The organism is Streptomyces sp. NPDC051913 (assembly GCF_044593635.1).
In the GTDB taxonomy this organism is placed as follows: Bacteria; Actinomycetota; Actinomycetes; order Streptomycetales; family Streptomycetaceae; genus Streptomyces.
In genome coordinates, this window is sequence record NZ_JBIUCI010000006.1 from 517,218 (window position 1) to 542,862 (window position 25,645).

The following is a 25,645-nucleotide window of genomic DNA, read 5'->3' on the forward strand; positions in this document are numbered from 1 at the left end:
CCCTGCCCCGCCCCGACCTGGGCGCACGGATGTGAGGGCTGCCGCGCCGCCCCGACCCGCGCTCAGGGGTGTGAGAGCTGCCCGGCCCCGCCCCGGCGGCGTATCCGCGCCTGCGCGCGCTCGGTCGCCCTGGCCTGTCGCCGTGCCTTGCGCCGCTCACGCCCCAGGGCACGCGCGGTGCTGCTGGGTGCCGACACCACGCCGTTGCGCTGGTTCCAGACCTGGCGGGTGACCCAGACGTCGAGGGCACCCCACGTCGCCACGACGGTGCTCGCCACGCTGCTGAGAACCATCGGGAACGCGAGCCACGATCCGGCGAGTGTGCACAGGAAGGCCACCATCGCCTGGACCAGGGTCACGGCGATGAGCAGCACCGCCCGCACCGCCGCCGTACGCACCGGATCGGGCATCCGGCGACGCGGCGCCTGCTCCTCGATCCACAACGGCCGGTAATACGGCTCTTCCCGCTCCGCGGTGCGTTCCTCGCGTCCGCCCCCGCCGCCGGGCGCCGGAATGTCGCGATCCAGTGCCTCGGGGCTCCGCCGCGCCGTCAGGTGCGCCGCAGTGGCGTCCGTAGGCGCCTCGTGCCGCTCCGCCGTGCCCATCAAGGTGTCACTCCCCACCGCCAGCAGACCGCTCGCCCGTGCTCGAACACACGGCTCCCCAGTGGCTGCCCGGCTTGCGCTGTTTTACGCCGCCCGGTTGCGGGATGCGGCTCGTGTGGCCGATTCCGCCCCCATTTCCCGAAGAGAAGGACGAACAACACGCCCCGAAGATTCCCAGGAAACGAAAAATTCTGGCCAACTGCCCACCTGTACCGGTCGGATCCGGACACGGCGTTGCCCCGCAAATGCGGGAGGCAATCTCCCGCAATGCCCGGACAACTCCCCATCTCGCGCCACCGGTGCGGAAGTTCGGCCTCCGGAAGGGTCTTCGAGTTAACTGTGCGTCGGTAGTAGGCTCGCGGCGTTTGTTGACGCACATGTGTACCCCCGGCCGGCGGGGGTCCAGCTGGGGGAGGCCATGCGCTTTCGCGGGAAGTCGATCCGCCGGAAGATCGTGGCGCTGCTTCTCGTGCCGCTGGTGTCCCTGGCCGCGGTCTGGGGCTTCGCCACGGTACTCACGGGGCGGGCGGTCACCCAGCTCTTCCAGGTGTCGACCGCCGTGGAGGAGATCGGGTATCCCACCGAGGACACTGTCCGCATCCTCCAGCAGGAACGGCGCCAGACACTCGTCTACCTCGCCGACCCGAGGGCGTCGGACGCGCTCTCCGCGCTCCGCAGCACCCGCGGCGCCACCGACGAGGCCATCGCCAAGCTCCGCAAGAGCGCGCGGGACCCCGACATCCGCGACGGGCTGGACGCGGACGACGACGAACGTCTCACCGGCGTGCTGGACGCCTTCGACAGCGTCGACTCCCTGCGCCGCAGCGTCCAGGAGGGAACGGTCACCCGCTCCCAGGCCCTCGGCCGCTACAACCGCCTCGTGGACCCCTGTTACGCCCTGCTGGCCTCCCTCGACGGCATCGACAACGTGGAGATGGACAAGCAGGCCCGCGCCCTCGTCAACATCACCCGGGCCCGCGAACTCCTCTCCCGCGAGGACGCCCTCCTCGGTTCCTCCCTCGTGGTCGGCAAGCTCACCCGCGACGAGATCCAGGACGTCGCCGACCTCATCGCGCAGCGCAACCTGATGTACGACATCAGCCTTCCGGTGCTGCCCGCGAGCGAACGCGAGCGGTACGACAGGTTCTGGAAGAACGCCTCCACCGCGTCCCTGCGCTCCGTCGAGCGGACCGTCATCACCTCCGAACCCGGCACCCCCCGCACCCTCACCGCCAAGGGCTGGGACGCGGCCGCGGGCGGTGTGCTCGAAGGGCTCGCGACCCTCAACGACCAGGCGGGCGACCGCTATCAGGACCGGGTCCAGCCGGTCGCGGTGAGCGTCATCGTCAAGGCGGCCGTGGTCGGCGTCCTCGGCCTGCTCGCCCTGCTCTTCTCGGTCTTCCTCTCGGTGCGTGTCGGCCGAGCCCTCATCCGCGACCTGCGCCAGCTGCGCCTGGAGGCCCACGAGGCGTCCGGAGTGCGGCTGCCCAGCGTCATGCGCCGCCTCTCGGCCGGTGAACAGGTCGACGTGGAGACCGAGGTCCCGCGCCTGGAGTACGACAGGAACGAGATCGGCGACGTCGGCCAGGCCCTCAACACCCTCCAGCGCGCGGCCGTCGAGGCCGCCGTCAAACAGGCCGAACTGCGCGCCGGTGTCGCCGAGGTCTTCGTGAACCTCGCCCGCCGCAGCCAGGTGCTCCTGCACAAGCAGCTCACGCTGCTCGACACCATGGAGCGCCGCACCGAGGACACCGACGAACTCGCCGACCTGTTCCGCCTCGACCACCTCACCACCCGTATGCGCCGGCACGCCGAGGGCCTGGTGATCCTCTCCGGCGCCGCCCCCTCCCGGCAGTGGCGCAAGCCCGTCCAGCTCATGGACGTCGTACGGGCCGCCGTCGCCGAGGTCGAGGACTACGAGCGCATCGAGGTCCGTCGCCTGCCCCGGGTCGCCGTCACCGGCCCGGCCGTCGCGGACCTCACGCACCTCGTCGCCGAACTCCTGGAGAACGCCACGGTGTTCTCCCCGCCGCACACCGCCGTCCAGGTCCTGGGCGAGCGCGTCGCCAACGGCTTCACCCTGGAGATCCACGACCGCGGTCTCGGTATGGCGGCGGACGCCCTGCTGGACGCCAACCTCCGGCTCGCCGAGACCCCGGAGTTCGAGCTGTCCGACACCGACCGGCTCGGCCTGTTCGTGGTCAGCCGGCTCGCCCAGCGGCAGAACGTCCGTGTCTCCCTCCAGCCTTCGCCCTACGGGGGCACGACGGCCGTCGTGTTCATCCCCAACACCCTGCTCACGGACGACGTCCCGGACACCAACGGCATCGGCTTCCGCCTCGACCGGCCCCGGCCCTCCAAGGAGGCGGAGCTGGAGGAGGCCCGCCGGGCGGAACTCGCCCACGTGCCCGCGCAGTTGCCCGGGCTTCCCGCGGCACTTCTGGACGGCCCCGTGGAGCTGGAGGCCCCGGTCGACCTGGACGCCATCGACGACTTCCCGGGCGCCCTCGACGACGAGGACAGCGAACGCGGCGGCCTGTTCCGCCCCCGTCGCGGGCTCGTCCGCGCCGATGACACCTCGCCCTCGACCGACGTGTCCCGCGAGGCCTCCGGTACCGGCACCGCGGGGCGCGGCGCCGACGCGGTCGACGACCTGAACGCTCCGGTGCCGCTGCCCCAGCGCCGCACCCCCAAGCTGGTCAGCTCGCACGGCCGCCCGGTGACCGAGGAGCCCTCCCGACGCCAGGAGCCCGACGAGGAGCCCGTACGAGGATCGAACCGGTCCTTCTCGGCCACCCCGCCCCCGCTGCCCGCCCGCAGACGCGCCACGGGCCCGCAGCGCCGGACCACCGGCGTCGCCGACCACCCCGACGAACAACGCACCGAGACCTCGGCACCGCTGGGCCGCGACCAGGACGGGCCGGCCTCCAGGGGCGGCAGCCAGGACCTGACGGCCTTGACGGGCGGCGGCCAGGCCCGTACGGCCCCCTGGAACGGCGGCCAGGACGGTACGGCCTCCACGAACCGCGAGCCCGGGACCCCGACGCCCCTGGGCCGCGCAGCCGACACGTCGGCATCGGCCGGCCGCGCCTTCGAGACGCCGACCTCCATGGACGGTCTCGACGCGCCCGCCTCCATGGACCGTCTCGACGCGACGGCATCCATGGGCCGCTTTGACCCGCAGCGCGCCGGCGCCCCCACATCCAGCTCCCGTGACCTCGACACGGCGCCCGGTTCCCCGGCCCTGCCCCGACGCACCCGGCGCGCCGAGATCGCGGCCAGTGGCGGCTCGGGCGACGCCGCGCGCTCCACCGGCGGCTCCGAGGCCGCCCACCCCACCGCGGACCCCGGAACCCCGCACCTGGACGGCACCGCACCCGGGTCCGGGATCACCGGCGGCCCCGACCCGCGGCCCCTCGGCAGCCCCGGGCCCCGGCAGGACGCGCCCGGCACGGCCCCGCTGCCCCGGCGGGTCCGGCAGGCCAACCTGGCTCCGCAGCTCAAGCAGAGCCCCGAGCGCCGTCCCGACCGGGAAGCCGGGTTCGAGGAGCGGGACGCCGACCAAGTACGCAACCGCATGGCTTCGCTCCAGCGTGGCTGGCAGCGCGGCCGTGAGGAGAACGCCGCGGGCGAGGACGCCCACAGCGGCACAGCACCACGAGGAACTAAGGGGGACGGTCGATGACCGCACCGAAGACGACCGGCCACACCGCGACGCCCAGGTCCGGCGAGCTCAACTGGCTCCTGGACGAACTGGTGGACCGCGTCGCCAGCATCCGCAAGGCCGTCGTGCTCTCCGGCGACGGACTGGCCACGGGGGCGTCCAAGGACCTGACCCGGGAGGACAGCGAGCACCTGGCCGCCGTCGCCTCCGGGTTCCACAGCCTCGCCAAGGGCGTGGGCCGGCACTTCGAGGCGGGCAGCGTCCGGCAGACCGTCGTCGAACTCGACGACGCCTTCCTGTTCGTGACCGCCGCCGGCGACGGCAGCTGCCTCGCCGTCCTCTCCGACGCGGACTCCGATGTCGGCCTCGTCGCCTACGAGATGACGCTCCTGGTCAAGCGGGTCGGTGTACATCTGGCCTCCGCTCCACGCACCGATCTGCCCCAGGGCGGGTAGTGGGATGACATGAGCACTGACGGTCAGGGAAGAAGTCACTGGTTCGACGACGAGGCCGGACCGGTCGTCCGTCCCTACGCCATGACGCGCGGCCGCACCACCAGTGCGGCCCAGCACCGCCTGGACCTCATCGCGGTGGTCGTCACGGAGCCCCAGGCGGACGACGCGGAACGCGATCATTCGCTGTCCCCGGAGCACGTGGACATCGTCGACCTGTGCCGCGAGACCCCGCAGTCGGTCGCCGAACTGTCCTCCGAACTCGACCTGCCCATCGGCGTGGTGCGGGTGCTCATCGGCGATCTCGTGGACAGCGAGTTCGTTCATGTGAACCGGCCGGTGCCGCCCGCCGAGCTCCCGGACGAGAGCATCCTGCGGGACGTGATCAACGGCCTCAGGGCGCTGTGAGACAGCGGTCTGCCCGCGCGGAGCGGGCGGGCGCCGGCCCGGCCCTCCCGATAGGATTCGACTGATCGTCGACGACCTCCGCGGGCGGCCCGCCGGCCCGCGGACGCGGTGCCGAACAGCACGATCGGGGAGACGGACGTGACGACAGGCTGGCAGTTCTGGGTGGACCGGGGCGGCACCTTCACCGACATCGTCGCGCGTCGCCCGGACGGCCGACTGCTCACGCACAAGCTGCTCTCCGACAACCCCGGCCGCTACGCCGACGCGGCCGTCACCGGCGTGACCGAACTCCTGGACGGTTCCGCGGACCCGGTGGAAGCCGTCCGCATGGGCACCACCGTCGCCACCAACGCCCTGCTGGAACGCAAGGGTGAACGCACCCTCCTCGTCGTCACCCGCGGCTTCCGCGACGCCCTGCGCATCGCCTACCAGAACCGGCCCCGCATCTTCGCCCGCCGCATCGAACTCCCCGAACTGCTCCACGAGCGGGTGATCGAGGTCGACGAACGCATCGCCGCCGACGGCGCGGTCCTGCGCGCCCCCGACCTGGACACCCTCTCCGGGCCCCTGCGGCAGGCCTACGACGACGGGATCCGCGCGGTCGCCGTCGTCTGCCTGCACAGCCACCTCCACCCCGCCCACGAACAGGCCGTGGGCAGGCTCGCCGCCCGCATCGGCTTCCCGCAGATCTCGCTGTCCAGCGAGGTCAGCCCGCTGATGAAGCTCGTCCCGCGCGGGGACACCGCCGTCGTGGACGCCTACCTCTCGCCCGTGCTGCGCCGGTACGTCGAGCGGGTCGCCGGTGAACTCGACGGCGTACGGCTGATGTTCATGCAGTCCAACGGCGGTCTCACCGAGGCCGGTCAGTTCCGCGGCAAGGACGCGATCCTGTCCGGGCCGGCGGGCGGCATCGTCGGCATGGCCCGCATGTCGCAACTCGCCGGCTTCGACCGGGTCATCGGTTTCGACATGGGCGGCACCTCCACCGACGTCTCGCACTTCGCCGGCGAGTATGAACGCGTCTTCACCACACAGCTCGCCGGAGTCCGGCTGCGCGCGCCGATGCTCGACATCCACACCGTCGCCGCCGGCGGCGGTTCGGTCCTGCACTTCGACGGCTCCCGCTACCGCGTAGGGCCGGACTCGGCGGGCGCGGACCCGGGCCCCGCCTGCTACCGCGGCGGCGGCCCGCTGGCCGTCACCGACGCCAACGTCATGCTCGGCCGCATCCAACCCGACCATTTCCCGCAGGTGTTCGGCCCCGACGGCGACCAGCCCCTCGACGCGGAACTCGTCCGCGAGCGCTTCGCCGAGCTCACCCGCGAGATCCACGAGCGGACCGGCGACGACCGAACTCCCGAGCAGGTCGCCGAGGGCTACCTCCAGATCGCCGTCGCCAACATCGCCAACGCCGTGAAGCGGATCTCCGTCCAGAAGGGCCACGACGTCACCCGCTACGCGCTGACGACCTTCGGGGGCGCCGGTGGCCAGCACGCGTGCATGGTCGCCGACTCGCTGGGCATCCGCACCGTCCTCGTACCCCCCATGGCCGGGGTGCTCTCCGCGCTGGGCATCGGCCTCGCCGACACCACCGCCATGCGCGAACAGTCCGTCGAGGCACCCCTGGAGGCCGCCTCGATGCCGGGCGTCCGCAAGACCGCCGACGACCTGGAGAGCGCTGCCCGCGCCGAGCTCCTCGCCGAGGACGTCCCCGAGGACCGCGTCCGGGTCACCCGCCGCGCCCAACTGCGCTACGACGGGACCGACACCACCCTCACCGTCGAACTGACCGAGCCCACCGCGATGCGCGACGCCTTCGAAGCCCGTCATCGCGCCACGTACTCCTTCAGCCTCGACCGCCCGATCGTCGTCGAAGCCCTCTCCGTGGAAGCCACCGGCATCACACAACCCCCCGATCTCTCGGCCCTCGCCCCGTACGAAGGCCGACCCGCCGCACCCGAGCCCGTCCGCCTCCACACGGGCGGCGCCTGGCGCGACGTACCCCTCCACCGCCGCGAGGAACTGCCTCCCGGCGAGACCGTCACCGGCCCGGCGATTATCACCGAGGCCAGCGCGACGACCGTCGTCGACGACGGTTGGCAGGCCGTGGCGCGAGACGACGGGCATCTGGTCATGGAACGCGTGACGGTCACGCAGAGTTCCGATCTCGACACGGAAGTCGACCCGGTCCGGCTCGAGGTCTTCAACAACCTCTTCATGTCCATCGCCGAACAGATGGGCGCCCGCCTCGAGTCCACGGCCCAGTCCGTCAACATCAAGGAACGCCTCGACTTCTCCTGCGCACTCTTCGACCCCGCCGGAAACCTGGTGGCCAACGCCCCGCACATCCCCGTCCACCTGGGCTCGATGGGCACCAGCGTCAAGGAGGTCATCCGGCGCCGCGGCACCGGAATGCGGCCGGGGGACACCTACGCCGTCAACGACCCGTACCACGGCGGCACCCACCTGCCGGATGTCACGGTGATCACCCCGGTCTTCGACGCGCCGGACCCCGAGGACACGGAGAGTGACGGGAGTATCAGGAGGATCCTCTTCTACGTCGCCTCCCGCGGCCACCACGCCGAGATCGGCGGCATCGCCCCCGGCTCCATGCCCGCCGACAGCCGCAGCATCGAGGAGGAGGGGATCCTCTTCGACAACTGGCTCCTCGCCGAGAACGGCCGCTTCCGCGAGGAGGAGACCCTCCGCCTGCTCACCGAGGCGCGCTACCCGTCCCGCAACCCGGCGACCAACCTCGCCGACCTGCGGGCCCAGATCGCCGCCAACCAGAAGGGCGTCGACGAAGTCGCCCGCATGATCGAGGACTTCGGACTCGACGTCGTACAGGCCTATATGCGGCACGTCCAGGACAACGCCGAGGAAGCGGTGCGCAGAGTCGTCGACTCCCTCGACGACGGCGAGTACGCCTACGAGACCGACTCGGGCGCCGTGATCCGCGTACGCGTACGCGTGGACCGCGACAACCGCTCCGCGACCGTCGACTTCACCGGTACGTCCGCGCAGCTGGACAGCAACTTCAACGCCCCGTTCGCGGTGGTCAACGCGGCCGTCCTGTACGTCTTCCGCACCCTGGTCGCCGACGACATCCCCCTCAACGACGGCTGTCTGCGCCCCCTGAGGATCATCGTGCCGCCCGGCTCGATGCTCGCGCCCGAGCCGCCCTGCGCCGTCGTCGCGGGCAACGTGGAGACCTCGCAGGCCATCACCGGCGCCCTCTACGCGGCGCTCGGCGTCCAGGCCGAGGGCTCCGGGACCATGAACAACGTGACGTTCGGCAACGCCCGCCACCAGTACTACGAGACGGTCGCGTCCGGTTCCGGAGCGGGTGACGGCTTCCCGGGCGCACCCGTCGTGCAGACTCACATGACCAACTCGCGGCTCACCGACCCCGAGGTCCTGGAGTGGCGGCTGCCCGTCCGGCTCGACGAGTTCGCGGTCCGGCAGGGCAGCGGCGGCGCCGGACGCTGGCGCGGTGGCGACGGCGCGGTGCGCCGCATCCGGTTCCTGGAACCCATGACCGTCTCCACGCTCTCCCAGCACCGCAGGCTCCCGCCGTACGGCATGGCGGGCGGCGAACCCGGCGCGCTGGGCGCCAACCGCGTGGAGCGGGCCGACGGGACGGTCACCCCACTCCTCGGCAGCGACGCGGCCGACGTCCGTCCCGACGACGTACTTGTCATCGAAACCCCCGGCGGTGGAGGCTACGGCCCACCGCCGCCCCACCCCCATCCAGCAGGAGAAGAGATCAATGATCTTCGGGCGTTCTGAGCGCGGAAAGCCCCCGGTCGAGCCCGTCACGCTCAAGATCCTCGTGGCCGGCGGCTTCGGCGTGGGCAAGACCACGCTCGTGGGCGCGGTCAGCGAGATCCGGCCGCTGCGTACCGAGGAACTGCTCACCGAGGCAGGACGCCCGGTCGACGACACGAGCGGCGTGGAGGGCAAGCGCACCACCACGGTGGCCATGGACTTCGGGCGCATCACGCTCCGCGAGGACCTGGTGCTGTACCTCTTCGGTACGCCCGGCCAGGAGCGGTTCTGGTTCATGTGGGACGAGCTCTCCGAGGGTGCCCTCGGCGCCGTTGTCCTCGCCGACACACGCCGCCTGGAGGACTGTTTCGCCGCGATCGACTACTTCGAGCGGCGCTCCATACCCTTCCTCGTCGGCGTCAACTGTTTCGAGGGATCGGCCCGTTACCCCGTCGAGGACGTCCGCCAGGCTCTCGACCTCGACCAGGACGTGCCGGTCGTGCTGTGCGACGCCCGGGACCGCGAGTCGGTCAAGGAGGTGCTGATCGGCGTGGTCCGGCACGCGATGGCGTACGTGGCGGAGCGCCGGCAGGCCGCCGTCACGAGCTGACAGCCGACAGCCGACACGGGAGCGGCCCGTACCCCCGCCGACCGGGGTACGGGCCGCGTTCACGACCACACGCGCGTGGCTGGTTCTACGTCCTCACGCGCGCGTGCGGCTAGTTCTCCCCGTCCTCCTCCCAGCCGAAGCTCTTCTCCACGGCCTTGCGCCAGTTGTGGTACTCCCGGTCACGCGCCGACGACTCCATCGACGGCGTCCACTCGACGTCCTTCTGCCAGTGCGACTTCAGTTCGTCCAGGTCGTTCCACACCCCCGTGGCGAGCCCGGCCGCGTAGGCGGCCCCCAGGCAGGTCGTCTCGGACACCTTCGGCCGTACCACCGGCACGTCGAGGACGTCCGCCTGGTGCTGCATGAGCAGGTTGTTCTTGGTCATGCCGCCGTCCACCTTGAGGGTGGTGATGTGCACGCCCGAGTCCTGGAACATGGCGTCCACGACCTCGCGCGTCTGCCAGCTCGTCGCCTCCAGCACCGCGCGCGCGAGATGCGCCTTGGTGACGTACCGGGTGAGCCCGGTGACGACCCCGCGTGCGTCGGAGCGCCAGTAGGGGGCGAACAGACCGGAGAACGCGGGCACGATGTAGGCGCCGCCGTTGTCGTCGACGCTCGCCGCCAGCGGCTCGATCTCGTCGGCGGTACGGATGATGCCGAGCTGGTCCCGGAACCACTGGACGAGCGCGCCCGTTATGGCAATCGACCCCTCCAGGCAGTAGACCGGCGCCTCACTCCCGATCTTGTAGCCCATCGTCGTCAGCAGCCCGCTCTTCGAAGGCACCGGCCGGTTGCCGGTGTTGAGTAGCAGGAAGGAGCCCGTCCCGTACGTGTTCTTGGCCGTGCCCACGTCGTAGCAGGCCTGTCCGAACACGGCCGCCTGCTGGTCGCCCAGTGCGGACGCCACCGGCACGCCCGCGAGTTGGCCGACCGCCGTGCCGTACGCCTCGGCCGAGGACCTGATCTCCGGGAGGACGGCCTCGGGGATGTTCATCGCGGAGAGGATGGACTGGTCCCACTGGAGGGTCTCCAGGTTCATCAGCATGGTGCGGCCGGCGTTGGTCACGTCGGTGACGTGCCGGCCGCCGTCCGTGCCGCCGGTGAGGTTCCAGATGAGCCAGGAGTCGATGGTGCCGAAGGCGATCTCACCGTTCTCGGCACGCGCGCGCAACCCCGGCACGTTGTCCAGCAGCCAGGACGCCTTCGGCCCGGAGAAGTAGGTCGCCAAGGGCAGGCCGGTCTGCTCACGGAAGCGGTCCTGGCCGTCGGAGCCGCCGAGCTGATGGGTCAGCGCCGCGGTGCGCGTGTCCTGCCACACGATCGCGTTGTGGACGGGCTTGCCCGTGGCGCGGTCCCACAGGACCGTCGTCTCGCGCTGGTTGGTGATGCCGAGCGCGCTCAGCTGGTCGGCGCGCAGCCCCGCCTTGGCGAGCGCCCCGGCCACCACTGCCTGCACTTTGGACCAGATCTCGGTGGCGTCGTGCTCCACCCAGCCGGGCTTGGGGAAGATCTGCCGGTGCTCGCGCTGGTCGACGGCGACGATGGCGCCGTCCTGGTTGAAGACGATGCAGCGGCTGGAGGTGGTGCCCTGGTCGATTGCGGCGACGAACTTGTCCGTCATGACGTCCCCTTCGTCGGATCCTTCAGAAGGCTGCGTTGAAGATGAGCCCGGACAGCGCTCCGCCGATCAGCGGTCCGACCACCGGGATCCACGCGTAACCCCAGTCCGAGGTGCCCTTGTTGGGGATCGGGAGCAAGGCGTGGGTGATACGTGGGCCCAGGTCACGGGCCGGGTTGATGGCGTAACCCGTGGGCCCGCCGAGGGACAGGCCGATGCCGGTCACGAGGAACGCGACGATCAGGATCGCGGTGCCGGACTCGCCAAGCCCCTTGGTCAGGCCGAAGGCCAGGATGGGCAGCACCAGTCCCATCGTCGCGATGATCTCCGTGACGAGGTTCGCCACGGGATTGCGGATCGCGGGCGCCGTGGAGAAGATCCCCAGTGTCGGCTGCGCCTTGTCCTCCTCGGCGTTGGCCTGGAACTGCGCGTAGTACACCAGCCAGCACAGCACCGCGCCGAGAACGGCGCCGACCATCTGCCCGGCGATGTAGATCGGGACCTTGTCCCAGTCGCCGGTGTCCACGGCGATGCCGATCGTCACCGCCGGATTGAGATGGCCCCCGGACAGCGGCGCGGCGGTGTAGGCCCCGGCCAGCACGCCGAAACCCCAGCCGAACGCGATGACCACCCAGCCCGCGTCCTTGGCCTTCGAGTCGTTCAGTACGACGGCGGCGACCACTCCGGCGCCGAACAGGATCAGGATCGCGGTGCCGATGATCTCACCGACGAATATGTCTCCGTTGCTCATGGCGGCTCCTAGGCCCCGGCCCGGGGTGTTCGACCCCGGTCCTCCGTGCAGGGTGCGTTTCCCATGGCGACTTCAGCCGGGGACGAGGAGGTCCCGCGCCCCGCCCGGCATCCGTGACGAGCGTGCCGTCGCAGTCGAATCACCCGTGGGGGAGCGGGCCTTGGAGCAGCCGTGCCCGCATGGCGCAGTGCGTGGATACGCCGAGAATGTACGGCGATGTCGACTGACATCGGAAGTGTTCACCGGTGTCCAGGGGGCGTCAAGGACGCGGACGACAACGGTTGAGGGCAGGCGCCTGCCGCACAGGCGGACCGGGCGGCGGTGACCGAGGGCGGGCGACCGCCGCTCATGCGGGCCGCATGGCAATGGTCGAGGGCGGACGACAGCGCGCAGGCGCGCCGGGCGGCGACGGTCGAGGGCAGCTGACCCTCGCACAGGTGGGCCGGATGGCGCGATGGTCGAGGGCAGGCTGCCGACGCGCAGTCGGGCGGGCCCGTGGTGGTGAACACAACGGCCGACGCGCAGCCGAGTGAGGCCGCAGTCGTGAAGGCAACGGCCGACGCGCAGCCGGGTGAGGCCGCAGTCGTGAAGGCAACGGCCGACGCGTGGGCGGGCCGACGACGTGGCCCTCACGTCGGCCGGGGTCACCCCGCCGGGGCGGCGGCAGCCTGCGTACCGCGCCGGACCTCGTGTCCGGGCAGCCCCGCACGCCCGAGGACCCAACTCGCCCCGGGCAGCGACTTCGCCGCCTTCTTGAGCGGGGCGAGCCAGGCGGCCGCCTGCCGGTGGTCCAGGACGCTGCCCGGCGCGCACACCACGGTGGCCAGGGACAACGACACGGGCCGCCCGCCCGCCGACCAGGGCGCGTCCAGCACCGACGCGGCCACCGGATCCAGGCCCTCCGGATCGGCCAGGACCAGGAAGTCGTCGCCCCCGATATGGCCCACGCGCGTGCTGTCCGACGCAGAGCGCTGCAACGCCCGCCCCACCGACCGGATCAACTCGTCGCCCGCGGCGAACCCGGCCCCGTCATTGACCTGCTTGAAGTGGTCGACGTCCAGCCAACTCAACGCGAACGCCCGCCCGTCCGCGATCCGCCGGTCCACCTCGCCCGTGATCGCGTCCGAACCGGGCAGCCGCGTCAGCGGATTGAGCCCGGCCGCCTCCTCCACCCGGGACTCGGCCAGCGCTCGCACGAGATCGGCGAGGCGTACGACGCCCACGCACCGGCCGTACCGGTCCACGACGGCCACGTCGTCCGACGTCCGGTCCCGCCCGCCGACGGCCACCACGTCGAGGACCTCCCACGCGGTGGCGTCGACACCCACCGTGCGGGGCGCGTCACCGAGCTTGGCGGCGGGCCGGTCGGCGTACAGGGCGTGCCCGTAACGCCCCGACATCGACAGCAGGAAGCGGGAGCGGTGCACCGACCGGACCGGCACCCCGTGCGCGTCCACGAGCAGCACCCCGGACACCTCGGGCGATCCCGTCAGAAGCGCCCGCACGTGCCCCGCCGACACGGTCGCGGGCAGCAACGCGGCGGGCCGCACGAACTGCCGTACGGACGGCCCCGACCGCTGCGGTCCCGCGGTGGCGGGGGAGCGGGGCGGAACGTATACGTCCGCAGCGGGGAGCCGGGCCGGCGGCGCGAACAACTCGCCCTGCGCCAGCTGCGCACCGGCCGACACCGCCGCCGCGCACTGGAGCTCCGTCTCCACCCCCTCCACCGACAACAGCGCCCCGAGCTGCTCGCACAGCGTGCGCATCGCCCGTACCGCCGCGGGCCGCGAGAGCAGGGAGGCGTCGAGTTTCACCAGGTCGGGCGCCATGTCGGTGAGCAGCCGTAGGGGTACGTCACCGTCTCCGACCCCGTCCGCGCTGATCCGGAAACCCTGGCTTCGCAGCGCCGCCACGGCCTCCAGCAACGCATGCTGCGGCACGTGCGTGTACGGGGGCCCGATGTCGATGGTCACCTCCCACGGCAGCCTGCCCGCTTCCCGCACCGCGGTGTGCAGCGGGGTGAGGCCGCCGAGGTCGGCGAGGGTCGCCGCGAACACGTTGACGTGCAGCGGCAGCAGCGTCTCCCTGCGCGCTGCCGCGCGGACCGCCGACACCGCCAGCCTGCCGTCGAGTTCCGGATCGCGACGGGCTTCGGCGAGGACGTCGCCGGTCTCCGGGCGGGCGAGTATCTCCAGCCCCGCGACCCCGCCGGTCGCCAGGTTGACCACCGGTTGGAAGGCGAAGCGGAGAGTGTCCGTCCAGGAGTGCACGGGAGCATGATGGCGCTCCTCGCGCACGCCCGAGCGCAGTTCACGCGACGTTCACGCAGGATTCCCAGGCGATCACGCAGCGTACGGGAAAGCCCTTGCGGTTCCGCTGCTCCACCCGGCCTCACCGCACGGCGACCACCGCCGATCCGTGTCCGAACAGCCCCTGGTTCGCCGTGATCCCCACCCGTGCGTCGGCCACCTGCCGGTCGCCCGCGGTGCCCCGCAACTGCCACGTCAGTTCGCACACCTGGGCGATCGCCTGAGCCGGCACGGCCTCTCCGAAGGACGCCAGCCCTCCGCTCGGGTTCACGGGTATGTGCCCGCCGATGGCCGTCGCACCCTCCCGCAGCAGCTTCGCCCCCTCACCCTCGCCGCACAGTCCCAGATCCTCGTACCACTGCAACTCCAGGGCGGTGGACAGGTCGTAGACCTCGGCGAGGGACAGGTCCTCCGGGCCGACGCCCGCCTCCTCGTAGGCGGCCGTGGCGATCGACGCGCGGAACGTCCGGTCGGGCGGCTCCACGGCCACCGCGGAGTCGGTGGCGATGTCCGGCAGGTCAAGCACCGTGTTGGGGTACCGCGGCGTCACCGTCGACACCGCGCGGAGACGCACCGGTGCCGCCACGCCGTGCCGACGCGCGAACTCCATACTGGACAGCACCAGGGCCGCCCCGCCGTCCGAGGTCGCGCAGATGTCCAGCAGCCGCAGCGGATCGGCGACCACCGCGGAGGCGGCGACCTCCTCGCCGGTGACCCGCTTGCGGTAGCGCGCGTACGGATTCAGCGCGCCCATCGCCGAGTTCTTCACCTTGACCTGCGCGAAGTCCTCCAACGTGTCCCCGTGGACCGCCATCCGCCGACGCGCGTACAGACCGAAGTACGTCGGATTGGTCGCCCCGAGCACACGAAAGCGCAGCCAGTCGGGGTCATCGGGCCGGTCCCCACCCGCGGGCCGGAAGAACCCCTTGGGTGCCGCGTCGGCACCCACCACGAGCACCACATCCGCCAGCTCCGAAAGGATCTGCGCCCGCGCGGCGTTGACCGCCTGCGCCCCCGACGCGCACGCCGCGTACACGCTGGTGACCCTGGCCCCCTGCCAGCCCAGCGCTCTGGCGAACGTCGCCCCCGCCACATACCCCGGATATCCGCCACGCACCGTGTCCGCGCCGACGATCGAGTCGACCTCCCGCCATTCCACTCCGGCGTCGGTGAGCGCCGCGCGGGCCGCCGCCACCCCGTACTCGACGAAGCCGCGCCCCCACTTGCCCCAGGGATGCATGCCCGCACCCAGCACCGCCACCTCACCGGTCATGCCCTCACCCCCTTCGCCGGCCGCCACTGCCAGGTCGTCCACACCGTCTCCACGTCCTCATGGAGCACCCCTGGCACGACCTCCACCTCCATGCCCACCGCCAGATCGGCGACGGTCAGCCCCGGTACCCCCTGCCCCAGAACCACGATCCGCTCTTCCGCCAGCTCCACAGCGATCAACGCGTACGGCTCCCATGGAAGTTCCGGATCGGTCACATAGGGTGACGGAGGCCGGTACCGGCCGTCCGTGTAGGACCACACGCGCCCGCGCCGCGACAGGGGGGCCTCCATCAGCTCGCCGCCGGAGCACCGCGGATTGCGGCAGTGCACGTCCTCGCGGGGGAAGAAGACCGAGGTGCAGGCGGAGCAGCGGGTGCCCAGCAGGCGAAACGAATCTCCCTCGCCGCCGAACCATCCCTCGACCACAGGAGTGCGTGAACGCGACAAGATTCCTCCCCGACAGTCGATCTGACGGAACGTCAGAAGTGTGTCACGGGAGACCTGAGATGGGCAGAGGCAGAGGCATGACCCGACTCTCACGCGCACTGCGCGGACTGGGCACCGCACTCGCCGCCCTGCTGACCGTGACCGCCGTCTCCACGACCGCCCGGGCGACCCCGGAACCCAAGGCACCCTCGGACTTCGTGGCGCTGAGAACCGTGGATCCCACGATCATCCAGGAGATGCGCTACTTCACCGCGCACAACTTCGTCGGCGAGCACATCGACGGCTACCGCCAGCCCCTCTGCATCCTCACCCGCCCCGCCGCCGAAGCACTCCACAAGGCCCAGGCGAAACTGCTGAGGCAGGGCTACAGCCTCAAGGTGTACGACTGCTACCGCCCCCAGCGCGCGGTCGACCACTTCGTCCGCTGGGCCGAGGACCTCGACGACCAGGCCATGAAGGACGAGTTCTACCCGAACGTCGACAAGACCCGGCTGTTCGCCGACGGGTACATCGCGGAGAAGTCCGGCCACAGCCGCGGCTCGACCATGGACCTCACCATCGTGCGGCTCCCCGCGCTGCCCACCAGGCCCTACCACCCCGGCGAGACCCTGGTGCCCTGCTACGCGCCCCAGGACCGGCGCTTCCCCGACAACTCCGTCGACATGGGCACCGGATTCGACTGCTTCGACACCCTCGCCCACACCCTCGACCCGCGCGTCCAGGGCGCACAGCGCGCCAACCGACTGCTCCTCAAGTCCACCCTGGAAGACCTCGGCTTCGTGAACCTGGCCGAGGAATGGTGGCACTACACGTACAAGCCCGAGCCCTACCCGGACACCTACTTCGACTTCCCGGTGTCCTGGAAGTCCCTTTCAGGCAAACGCTGAGCCGCCCCCGGAAGACGCTCCTCCGATGATCGGATACAGTCCGCCGCGTGTCCGAAACTCAACACCCCACCCCCAACTCCGCGCCCGACTCACACTGTTCGAGCTGCGGAGCGCCCTTCGGAGAGGGCGTCTCCGGCTGGCCCCGCACCTGCCCCGTGTGCGCCGCCGTCGCCTACCGCAACCCGCTCCCGGTCGCGGTGGCCCTCCAGCCCGTGTACGACACCAAGGGCGCCAGCCTCGTCGTCATCACCCGTACCGTCGCCCCCGCGCGCGGGGGCATCGCACTGCCCGGCGGCTACGTCGACGACCGCGAGGACTGGCGCCAGGCCGTCATCCGCGAGCTCAAGGAGGAGACCGGCATCGACGCGGCGAGCCGCGACGTGCGCCTGGTCGACGCCATGAGCTCGCCCGACGGCCACCTCCTGCTGTTCGGGTCCCTGCCCGAGCGCCCGGCCGAGAGCCTGCCCGCGTCCGCCGCGACGGACGAGACAGAAGGCTGGCACCTCCTGCGCAGGCCTGAGGAGCTCGCCTTCCCCCTGCACACACGGGCCGTACGGTCCTGGTTCGAGGGCCGCTACGTCTGAGCCTCAGCGCTCCTCGACACCCCGCACACGCACCGGGTGAGGCGGCGCGCTCACGCCGTCCTCACCCTCCCGCTCGACGACCACCCGCCGGCCCTGCCACCGGACGACGTACCGCTCGATCTCCGGCTCGTCCCACCCGTCACCCGCGTCCGGCACCACCAGTCCGCCACCGGTCCGTCCCCGTGCCGGCGCCCACACCTCCAGCTCAAGGCCGCCGTCCTCCCCTCGCACGGGCAGGACGGCACCCGCGCGCGCGAGCACCGGAATCCGCGACAAAGGGGCGTCCACCAGAATCTGCCCCGGCCCGTCGTACGCCCGGCCCGTGACCGTGTCGTACCAGCGGCCCCGCGGCAACTGCACCGCCCGCCGGTCCGCACCCGGATCGAGCACCGGCGCCACCAGCAGGCAGTCACCCAGCAAGAAGGCGTCCTCACAGTCGCGCAACGCCCGGTCCTCCGGTATGCCCCACCACAATGGCCGCACATACGGCGTCCCGGTGCGTCGCGCCAGGTGCGCCAACGTCATGAAGTACGGCAGCAGCCGCCGACGCTCCAGGAGCGCCACGCGCGCGTGCTCCAGCACCTCGGGACCGAACTCCCACGGCTCCCTGCGGCCGGCCCGCAGACTCGCGTGCGTGCGGAACAGCGGCAGATAAGCGCCCAGTTGGAACCAGCGCAGATACAGCTCCGGGGACGGACTCCCGTCGAAGCCGCCCACGTCCGGACCCGAGTACGGCACCCCGCACAGCCCCAGACCCATGACCAGCGCCAGCGACGCCCGCAACCCGGGCCAGCCCGTGGCCACATCACCGGACCACGTGCCCCCGTAGCGCTGGAGGCCGGCCCACCCGGACCGGGAGAAGACGAACGGCCGCTCCTGCGGGGCCAGTTCCCGCACGCCCTCGTACGCGGCCCGTGCCATGCACAGGCCGTAGACGTTGTGCGCCTCACGATGGTCGCCGCCGCGCCCCTCCAGCGCGTGCCGGGCCGAACGCGGCAACGTCGGCTCCCCGAACGCCGTGAACGAGGTGGGCTCGTTCATGTCGTGCCAGAACCCCGCGAAGCCCTGCGCGAGCCGCTCCTTGTAGAGGCCACCCCACCACTCACGTACGCGCGCGTGCGTGAAGTCCGGGAAGACCGACTCCCCGGCCCATGCCTCGCCCCGCACCAGCTGCCCCGCCGCGTCCCGGACGAACGCGTCCACGACCGTGCCGGACTCGTACACGGCATTGCCCGGCTCGGCCCGCACCGCCGGATCGACGATCGAGACCAGCCGCACCCCGTCCCGACGCAGATCCTCGGCGAGCTGCGGCAGCTTCGGGAAACGCTCCTGGTCGACCGTGAACACCTGATGCTCGTCGTAGTGGTCGATGTCGAGATGGACGGCGTCCAGCGGCAGATCGTGATCCTGATACCCCGCGACGATCCGCCGCACCTCCTGCTCACTCCCGAACCCCCACCGCGCGTGCTGGTGACCCAGAGCCCAGGCCGGCGGCAGCGCCGGCGCACCCGTCAGGGAAGCCCAGGCGAGCAGCACGCGCGCGGGCGTACCGACCATCACCCAGCAACGCAGGGGACCGCCGCTCATCCGCAGAGCGCTCGTCCCGGGCCGGTCATGTCCCGAACCGGCCCCCTCCTCGCCCTCGCGCAACGTCACCGTGCCGTCCCACGAGGTGTCGTGGAACACCAGATGCGTCGCCGCGTCGGCCACCACCAGCTGCACCGGCATCGTGAGGTACAGCGGATCGTCGCCGGGACCGAAGGCCCGACCGGGGTCGGTGTTCCAGAGCCGGTACGTGCCACCGCGCAGCCGTGGCCCCGAGGCCCGCCCGCCCAGGCCGAAGAAACGCGCGTCCGCGGGCACCTCCGACCGCTGCATCCAACGCCCCGCACCCCCACCGACCGGCTCCCACCAGCGCGGCGGCAGGTCCCGGCGCAGGGTCACACCACCGGGCGTCTGCACCTCCACCGCCCCGTGACGGGAGACGACGACCGTCGCCCGCTCGGCGACCACCCGCCAGCCACCGTCCTTGTCGGGCTCCAGCACCGCCCGCGGATCCGGCTCCGGACACCGGCCCGCCAGCGCGTACGACGGCTCCGGACCAGCCCCGTCCCACCCCCAGAACACGGCCCCGTTCACGGCCACCGTGATCCGCAGCTCGGAACGGCTGAACCGGACCACACCACCCCCCGGACCCGGCTCCGCTTCCAGCACCGGACCCGGCACCCGCGCACGCTCCGCACCACGCGTCGGCAACCCCGCGGCATCGGCACGCCGGGTACGCCAAGCCGCCCGCACGGTACGCAACCTCTGGGCCGCCCCCGCCGAACCGACCGCCTTCATCGAACGCACCAGGTCACGACCGTTCATGCTGTTCACCCTGCCACTGAGCGCCCCACGCGCGCGTGTCGTTCAACTTCCGTTCACCCGTGCCGGGACCACATCTTCACGACACGGACTATGTGGGGCGCACCCTGGTGCAGAAGTCGATCACATGGCATCGTCCGTGTCATCCGCGTCACGCGCACACCCCCGCCCGTGCGCGGACGACGCACACGACGCGCACAGTCCGGGAGCCGCCCCATGTCGACCGTGAACCCTCAGCCGCTCTGGCAGCCCGATCCGGAACGTATCGCACGGGCACAGGTCACCAGGTTCCAGGCCTGGGCCGCCGAACACCACGGCGCCCCCTCCGAGGGCGGCTATCCCGCGCTGCACCGCTGGTCCGTCGACGAGCTGGACACCTTCTGGAAAGCCGTCACGGAATGGTTCGACGTACGGTTCTCCACCCCCTACGCGCGCGTACTCGGCGACCGCTCGATGCCCGGCGCCCAGTGGTTCCCCGGCGCGACCCTCAACTACGCCGAGCACGCCCTGCGCGCGGCCACCACCCGCGCGGACGAACCGGCCCTTCTGCATGTCGACGAAACCCACGAACCACGCCCCGTCACCTGGTCCGCACTACGCCGCCAGGTCGGCTCCCTCGCCGCCGAACTCCGCGCCCTCGGCGTACGCCCCGGCGACCGGGTCAGCGGCTACCTCCCCAACATCCCGCAGGCCGTCGTCGCCCTCCTCGCCACGGCCGCGGTGGGCGGCGTCTGGACGTCCTGCGCCCCCGACTTCGGCGCCCGAAGCGTCCTCGACCGCTTCCAGCAGGTCGAACCCGTCGTCCTGTTCACCGTCGACGGCTACCGCTACGGCGGCAAGGAACACGACCGCCGGGACATCGTGGCCGAACTCCGCCGCGAACTGCCCACCCTGCGAGCCGTCGTCCACATCCCCCTCCTCGGCACCGAGGCCCCCGAAGGCGCCCTCGACTGGACGGCCCTGACCAGCGCCGACGTGGAACCCACCTTCGAGCAGGTGCCCTTCGACCATCCCCTGTGGGTGCTCTACTCCTCCGGCACGACCGGCCTGCCCAAGGCCATCGTCCAGTCCCAGGGCGGCATCCTCGTCGAACACCTGAAGCAACTCGGCCTGCACTGCGACCTCGGCCCCGAGGACCGTTTCTTCTGGTACACCTCGACCGGCTGGATGATGTGGAACTTCCTCGTCTCCGGCCTGCTCACCGGAACGACGATCGTCCTCTACGACGGCAGCCCCGGCTACCCGGACACCGGCGCCCAATGGCGGATCGCCGAACGCACGGGCGCCACGCTCTACGGCACCTCGGCCGCATACGTCATGGCCTGCCGCAAGGCAGGCGTCCACCCCGGCCGCGACTTCGACCTCTCCAAGGTGCAGTGCGTGGCCACCACCGGCTCACCCCTGCCTCCCGACGGATTCCGCTGGCTGCACGACGAGGTCCGCGACGACCTCTGGATCGCCTCCGTCAGCGGCGGCACCGACGTCTGCTCCTGCTTCGCCGGAGCCGTCCCCACCCTCCCCGTCCACATCGGCGAACTCCAGGCAGCCGGCCTCGGCACCGACCTCCAGTCCTGGGACCCGAGCGGCGAGCCCCTCACCGACGAGGTCGGCGAACTCGTGGTCACCAACCCCATGCCGTCCATGCCCATCCACTTCTGGAACGACCCCGACGGCAGCCGCTATCACGACAGCTACTTCGACACCTACCCCGGCGTGTGGCGCCACGGCGACTGGATCACCATCACCTCCCGCGGCTCCGTCGTCATCCACGGCCGCTCCGACTCGACGCTCAACCGCCAAGGCGTACGCATGGGATCGGCCGACATCTACGAAGCCGTCGAACGCCTCCCGGAGATCAAGGAATCCCTCGTCATCGGCATCGAACAGCCCGACGGCGGCTACTGGATGCCCCTGTTCGTCCACCTGACCCCCGGCACCGCCCTCGACGAGGCCCTGCTCGGCCGCATCAAACAGACCATCCGCGAACAGCTCTCACCACGCCACGTCCCCGACGAGATCATCGAAGTGCCAGGCATCCCGCACACCCTCACCGGCAAGCGCATCGAGGTCCCCGTCAAGCGCCTCCTCCAAGGCACCCCCCTCGACAAGGCCGTCAACCCGGGCTCCATCGACAACCTCGACCTGCTCCACTTCTACGAGGAGCTGGCCCGCAAACGCGCCTGACCCGACGCCGCCGCCGACACCGCATGCCGACGGCGGCATCCCCAGCCCACCCCCGTTGTCAGTGCCGCCGGTTACTGTGAGTGAGCATTGATCGACTGTGCACAGGGGGAAAAATGGCGCACACAGACCACCAGACCATGCGACGCGTCCTGCGCCGCGAAATCGCCGGCACCATCGGCCTGCTCACCGACGAACACGACTTCCGGGCCATGCGGCGCTACCGAAGCTTCACCTTCGACGACCACAACCGCTATCTCCAACAGGTGGAAGCACTCCTCCGCACCCGCGCCTCCCAGGGCAGCCACACCACCGTCGCCCTGTTCGACCCCGAGGAGTACGCCGACTTCTGCGCGGACACGGGCCTCGACCCCGACATCGCGTCCAGCCGCACCCGCTTCACCGCCGAACTCGCCGCCACGGGCCCGACCGTTCCGTACGACGGCCGCCCCTTGACCGACCTCGTCCCGGACCTGATCGACGAGGCGGTCCGCCAGGCCACCTGGGAGTACGCGTCGACGCTCCTGGCCCGCCTCGGCGCCTGCGCCTCCTGCGGCGAGGACATCGGCCGGGCGGCCTTCACCTGGGCCTCCGGCCTCCTCGCCCGAATCCTCGACACCGCCCCACGCGGCAACCACCACCTCGTCTGCAGCGTGTCGGGAGCACCAGAAACACTCGTCTCCGTCCTCCACACGGACACGGACACCGACGGGGCCACCCGGCTGGACGAGGCCGAAGCCCTCGAATTCGCCACCGTCCTGGCCCTCGGCCTCGCGACCCAGAGCCCCGGCGGCCTCGTCATGCGCACCAGCGCGCCCGGCACCACCGACCGGATCTACGGCTGGCGACTGCGCGGCGAAGGCCTGGAGCCCCTCACCGCCGGCGAGGTGTTCGACGCCTACTGCACCGACGTCGAATCCGGCGACCTCATCTCGCCGGAGTCCGACGTCGACTACTGCGTACCGCCCGACCTCGGACCGGCGGGCCCGAAGCCAGGGCACCGTCACTGAACGCGAGAGGGGCGCCCCACCCGAAGGTGGAGCGCCCCTCCCAGAACACCGACGCGCGATCGGCCGCCCGGCTACTCGCCGGACAGCACCGCCTGGGCGGCGGCGCGTGCCTCGTCGGCACTGTCCGCCGCCCGCGCGGCAGCAGCGGCACGCTCGCACTGCGCCAGCGTGTACTTCGCCAGCGTCGCCCGTACATAAGGAATCGACGCCGCACCCATGGAAAGGGAGGTGACACCCAGACCGGTCAGCACACACGCGAGCAGCGGATCGGACGCGGCCTCACCACACACACCACAGCTCTTGCCCTCGGCCTTCGCCGCCTCCGCGGACAGCGCCACGAGGTCGAGCAGCGCGGGCTGCCACGGATCCTGCAACCGGGACACCGCACCCACCTGGCGGTCCGCGGCGAAGGTGTACTGCGCGAGGTCGTTGGTCCCCAGCGACAGGAACTCGACCTCCTGCAGAATCGAGCGCGCCCGCAGAGCGGCCGACGGGATCTCGACCATCGCGCCGAACTTCGCCCGCAGCCCCGCTTCACGGCAGGCGTCGGCGAACGCCTTGGCATCCGTACGGTCCGCCACCATCGGGGCCATGACCTCAAGGTAGACAGGCAGCCCCTCAGCGGCCTTCGCCAAGGCCGTCAGCTGGGTGCGCAACACCTCGGGATGGTCGAGGAGCGAACGCAGACCACGCACACCCAGCGCCGGGTTCGGCTCGTCGCTCGGCGTGAGGAAGTCCAGCGGCTTGTCCGCGCCCGCGTCCAGCACACGGACGACGACACGACCCTCGGGGAATGCCTCCAGCACCTGCCGGTAGGCCTCGACCTGCTTCTCCTCGGACGGGGCGTTCTTGCTGTCGTCCAGGAAAAGGAACTCGGTACGGAACAGGCCGACGCCCTCGGCACCGGCCTCGACGGCGGCCGGCACGTCCGCGGGACCACCGACGTTGGCCAGCAACGGCACCTTGTGACCGTCCGCCGTGACCCCGGGCCCGGTCGACGCCGCGAGAGCCGCCTTGCGCTCGGCTGCGGCGGCCTCCAACTGCGCCTTCTTCTCCTCGGTCGGCTCCACGAAGATGTCGCCGGTGCTGCCGTCGACAGCGATCACGGTGCCTTCGGTCAGCTCACCGGCGCCCGGCAGAGCGACAACGGCCGGGACGCCGAGTGCCCGCGCCAGAATCGCGCTGTGACTGGTCGGCCCGCCCTCCTCGGTCACAAAGCCCAGAACGAGAGTCGGGTCCAGCAGCGCCGTGTCTGCGGGCGCGAGATCACGCGCCACCAGGACATAGGGCTCGTCACTGTCCGGGACACCCGGCATGGGCACCCCGAGCAGACGAGCGACGATACGATTCCGCACGTCGTCGAGGTCGGCGACCCGGCCGGCGAGGTACTCGCCGGCACCCGCAAGCAGCTCGCGGTACGCGGCGAAGGCGTCGTACACCGCACGCTCGGCCGTGCTGCCGACGGCGATACGCCGGTCGACGTCCGCCATCAGCTCGGGGTCCTGGGCCATGAGGGCCTGAGCCTCGAGCACGGCCTGGGCCTCGCCACCGGCCAGATTGCCGCGCGCCATCAGGTCGGCGGCCACAGCTTCCACGGCCTTGCGGGCGCGCCCCTGTTCACGCTCCGCGTCCTCCGCCGGAATCTGCTTGGCCGGCGGCTCGAGGACCGCCGTTCCCATGTGCCGAACCTCGCCGATCGCCACACCGTGGCTCACGCCGACGCCTCGCAGCGTTGCTTCCATCTCACCCGTCTCCGATAGTGCGGCGGGTCCCGCCGCCGCGGTGGTTGCCACTACTTGCCGTCATACGACGGAGCTGACGTCACTTCCAGGTGAAGAGGCTGTCGCCGGCCTTCACGTCGCCGTCGTCCCGCAGCTCGGAGAGGGCCTCGGCCGTGGCTTCGAGCGCCACGATCGGGCAGACCGGCGACTTGCCGGCGGCCTCCACGGCAGCCGGGTTCCAGCGCACGATGCTCTGACCGCGCGTCACGGTGTCACCCTTGTTCACGAGCAGCTCGAAGCCTTCGCCGTTGAGCTGCACGGTGTCGATACCAAGGTGGGTGAGCACGCCGTGTCCCTCGTCGTCGATGACGACGAAAGCGTGCGGGTGGAGCGAGACGATGACTCCGTCGACGGGGGCGACAGCCTCGGAAGGCTCACGCACGGGGTCGATCGCCGTGCCCGGGCCGACCATGGCCCCGGAGAAGACCGGATCGGGCACGGAAGCCAGTCCGATGGCGCGTCCTGCAAGAGGGGACGTCACGGTGGTCATGGGAAGCCTCCCAGGGGTGGAGATCTGTATGGGCCGTCACTGCCTGTACCGGACGGCGCACTGTTCAGCAGGGTATGTCATATGAAGTACGGGTTCCGTGTGGGAGCCCGGCACCTGCTGTACCGTCGGCGACTGGTGGTCTAGACCATAGCCCAAATCGATTTGCACGCGCTCCGAAGCCCCGTGTACAGTCGTACTCCTGCCCGGGGTTGAGCGACGCCACCAAGCGCCCTTGCCTGGCAGCAACCAACTTGTCAGATCCTATCTCTGGGTCTCCTTCTGCATGCCTGCGGGAGGGTGGTCAGAGGGCCGGAAAAACACTGATAGAGTTTGGAACACCGAAGGGAAGCCCGGAGGAAAGCCTGAGAGAGTCTCTCGGGTGAGTACAAAGGAAGCGTCCGTTCCTTGAGAACTCAACAGCGTGCCAAAAATCAACGCCAG

Annotated in this window: 18 protein-coding genes; 9 read left to right on the forward strand and 9 right to left on the reverse strand. The window is 71.1% G+C overall.

Annotation, left to right across the window (positions count from 1 at the left end):
• Positions 1-62 precede the first annotated feature (62 nt).
• Positions 63-605, reverse strand: coding sequence for a hypothetical protein (locus ACIHIX_RS21705; RefSeq protein WP_399958497.1), 543 nt, complete (start codon positions 603-605; stop codon positions 63-65).
• A gap of 418 nt (positions 606-1,023) precedes the next feature.
• On the opposite strand from ACIHIX_RS21705, the gene ACIHIX_RS21710 reads away from it, so the two are divergent.
• From ACIHIX_RS21710 to ACIHIX_RS21730, 5 genes are all read left to right on the forward strand, one after another.
• On the forward strand, positions 1,024-4,290 hold the full coding sequence (locus ACIHIX_RS21710; RefSeq protein ID WP_399958500.1) for a nitrate- and nitrite sensing domain-containing protein: 3,267 nt from the start codon (positions 1,024-1,026) through the stop codon (positions 4,288-4,290).
• The gene (locus ACIHIX_RS21715) at positions 4,287-4,724 is read left to right on the forward strand and encodes a roadblock/LC7 domain-containing protein (RefSeq protein WP_399958502.1); all 438 of its coding nucleotides are present in this window, start codon (positions 4,287-4,289) and stop codon (positions 4,722-4,724) included. Before ACIHIX_RS21710 ends, ACIHIX_RS21715 begins: the two co-directional genes overlap by 4 nt.
• A 9-nt stretch (positions 4,725-4,733) precedes the next feature.
• On the forward strand, positions 4,734-5,129 hold the full coding sequence (locus ACIHIX_RS21720; RefSeq protein WP_399958505.1) for a DUF742 domain-containing protein: 396 nt from the start codon (positions 4,734-4,736) through the stop codon (positions 5,127-5,129).
• 138 nt (positions 5,130-5,267) lie between these two features.
• Entirely contained in the window at positions 5,268-8,918 is a 3,651-nt protein-coding gene (locus ACIHIX_RS21725) for a hydantoinase B/oxoprolinase family protein (protein ID WP_399958508.1), read from the forward strand.
• Complete coding sequence (locus tag ACIHIX_RS21730; protein ID WP_399958510.1) at positions 8,899-9,507, forward strand: GTP-binding protein; 609 nt, start codon at positions 8,899-8,901, stop codon at positions 9,505-9,507. Before ACIHIX_RS21725 ends, ACIHIX_RS21730 begins: the two co-directional genes overlap by 20 nt.
• A gap of 109 nt (positions 9,508-9,616) precedes the next feature.
• Here ACIHIX_RS21730 and glpK read toward each other — a convergent pair whose 3' ends face one another.
• The 5 genes from glpK to ACIHIX_RS21755 form a co-directional block, all read right to left on the reverse strand.
• Positions 9,617-11,128 (reverse strand): glycerol kinase GlpK, encoded by a 1,512-nt coding sequence (gene glpK, locus ACIHIX_RS21735; RefSeq protein ID WP_399958513.1) that lies wholly within the window; start codon positions 11,126-11,128, stop codon positions 9,617-9,619.
• 22 nt (positions 11,129-11,150) lie between these two features.
• Entirely contained in the window at positions 11,151-11,876 is a 726-nt protein-coding gene (locus tag ACIHIX_RS21740; protein ID WP_399958516.1) for an MIP/aquaporin family protein, read from the reverse strand.
• 644 nt (positions 11,877-12,520) lie between these two features.
• Positions 12,521-14,146 (reverse strand): EAL domain-containing protein, encoded by a 1,626-nt coding sequence (locus ACIHIX_RS21745; RefSeq protein WP_399958519.1) that lies wholly within the window; start codon positions 14,144-14,146, stop codon positions 12,521-12,523.
• A gap of 121 nt (positions 14,147-14,267) precedes the next feature.
• Entirely contained in the window at positions 14,268-15,458 is a 1,191-nt protein-coding gene (locus tag ACIHIX_RS21750) for a lipid-transfer protein (protein ID WP_399958602.1), read from the reverse strand.
• On the reverse strand, positions 15,455-15,883 hold the full coding sequence (locus tag ACIHIX_RS21755) for a Zn-ribbon domain-containing OB-fold protein (protein WP_399958603.1): 429 nt from the start codon (positions 15,881-15,883) through the stop codon (positions 15,455-15,457). The genes ACIHIX_RS21750 and ACIHIX_RS21755 overlap by 4 nt, the downstream gene beginning before the upstream one ends.
• 98 nt (positions 15,884-15,981) lie before the next feature.
• Between ACIHIX_RS21755 and ACIHIX_RS21760 the strand changes: the two genes are divergently transcribed.
• Together ACIHIX_RS21760 and ACIHIX_RS21765 are read left to right on the forward strand one after the other, a co-directional pair.
• Positions 15,982-16,791, forward strand: a complete 810-nt coding sequence (locus ACIHIX_RS21760) for a M15 family metallopeptidase (RefSeq protein ID WP_399958522.1) — start codon at positions 15,982-15,984, stop codon at positions 16,789-16,791.
• A 47-nt stretch (positions 16,792-16,838) separates the two neighbouring features.
• Positions 16,839-17,375 carry an NUDIX domain-containing protein gene (locus ACIHIX_RS21765; protein ID WP_399958525.1) on the forward strand — a complete coding sequence of 179 codons (537 nt, stop codon included), beginning with the start codon at positions 16,839-16,841 and terminating at the stop codon, positions 17,373-17,375.
• Between the two features lie 3 nt (positions 17,376-17,378).
• Here ACIHIX_RS21765 and ACIHIX_RS21770 read toward each other — a convergent pair whose 3' ends face one another.
• On the reverse strand, positions 17,379-19,745 hold the full coding sequence (locus tag ACIHIX_RS21770; protein WP_399958528.1) for a glycoside hydrolase family 31 protein: 2,367 nt from the start codon (positions 19,743-19,745) through the stop codon (positions 17,379-17,381).
• Positions 19,746-19,958: 213 nt separating this feature from the next.
• On the opposite strand from ACIHIX_RS21770, the gene ACIHIX_RS21775 reads away from it, so the two are divergent.
• Together ACIHIX_RS21775 and ACIHIX_RS21780 are read left to right on the forward strand one after the other, a co-directional pair.
• Positions 19,959-21,926 (forward strand): acetoacetate--CoA ligase, encoded by a 1,968-nt coding sequence (locus ACIHIX_RS21775; RefSeq protein ID WP_399958531.1) that lies wholly within the window; start codon positions 19,959-19,961, stop codon positions 21,924-21,926.
• A gap of 113 nt (positions 21,927-22,039) precedes the next feature.
• Positions 22,040-22,933: a hypothetical protein gene (locus tag ACIHIX_RS21780; RefSeq protein WP_399958534.1), complete on the forward strand. Its 894-nt coding sequence runs from the start codon at positions 22,040-22,042 to the stop codon at positions 22,931-22,933.
• Positions 22,934-23,004: 71 nt separating this feature from the next.
• Here the strand turns inward: ACIHIX_RS21780 and ptsP are convergent, their stop codons facing one another.
• Positions 23,005-24,675 carry a phosphoenolpyruvate--protein phosphotransferase gene (gene ptsP, locus ACIHIX_RS21785; protein ID WP_399958536.1) on the reverse strand — a complete coding sequence of 557 codons (1,671 nt, stop codon included), beginning with the start codon at positions 24,673-24,675 and terminating at the stop codon, positions 23,005-23,007.
• A 79-nt stretch (positions 24,676-24,754) separates the two neighbouring features.
• Positions 24,755-25,204: a PTS glucose transporter subunit IIA gene (locus ACIHIX_RS21790; protein ID WP_399958539.1), complete on the reverse strand. Its 450-nt coding sequence runs from the start codon at positions 25,202-25,204 to the stop codon at positions 24,755-24,757.
• Positions 25,205-25,645 lie beyond the last annotated feature (441 nt).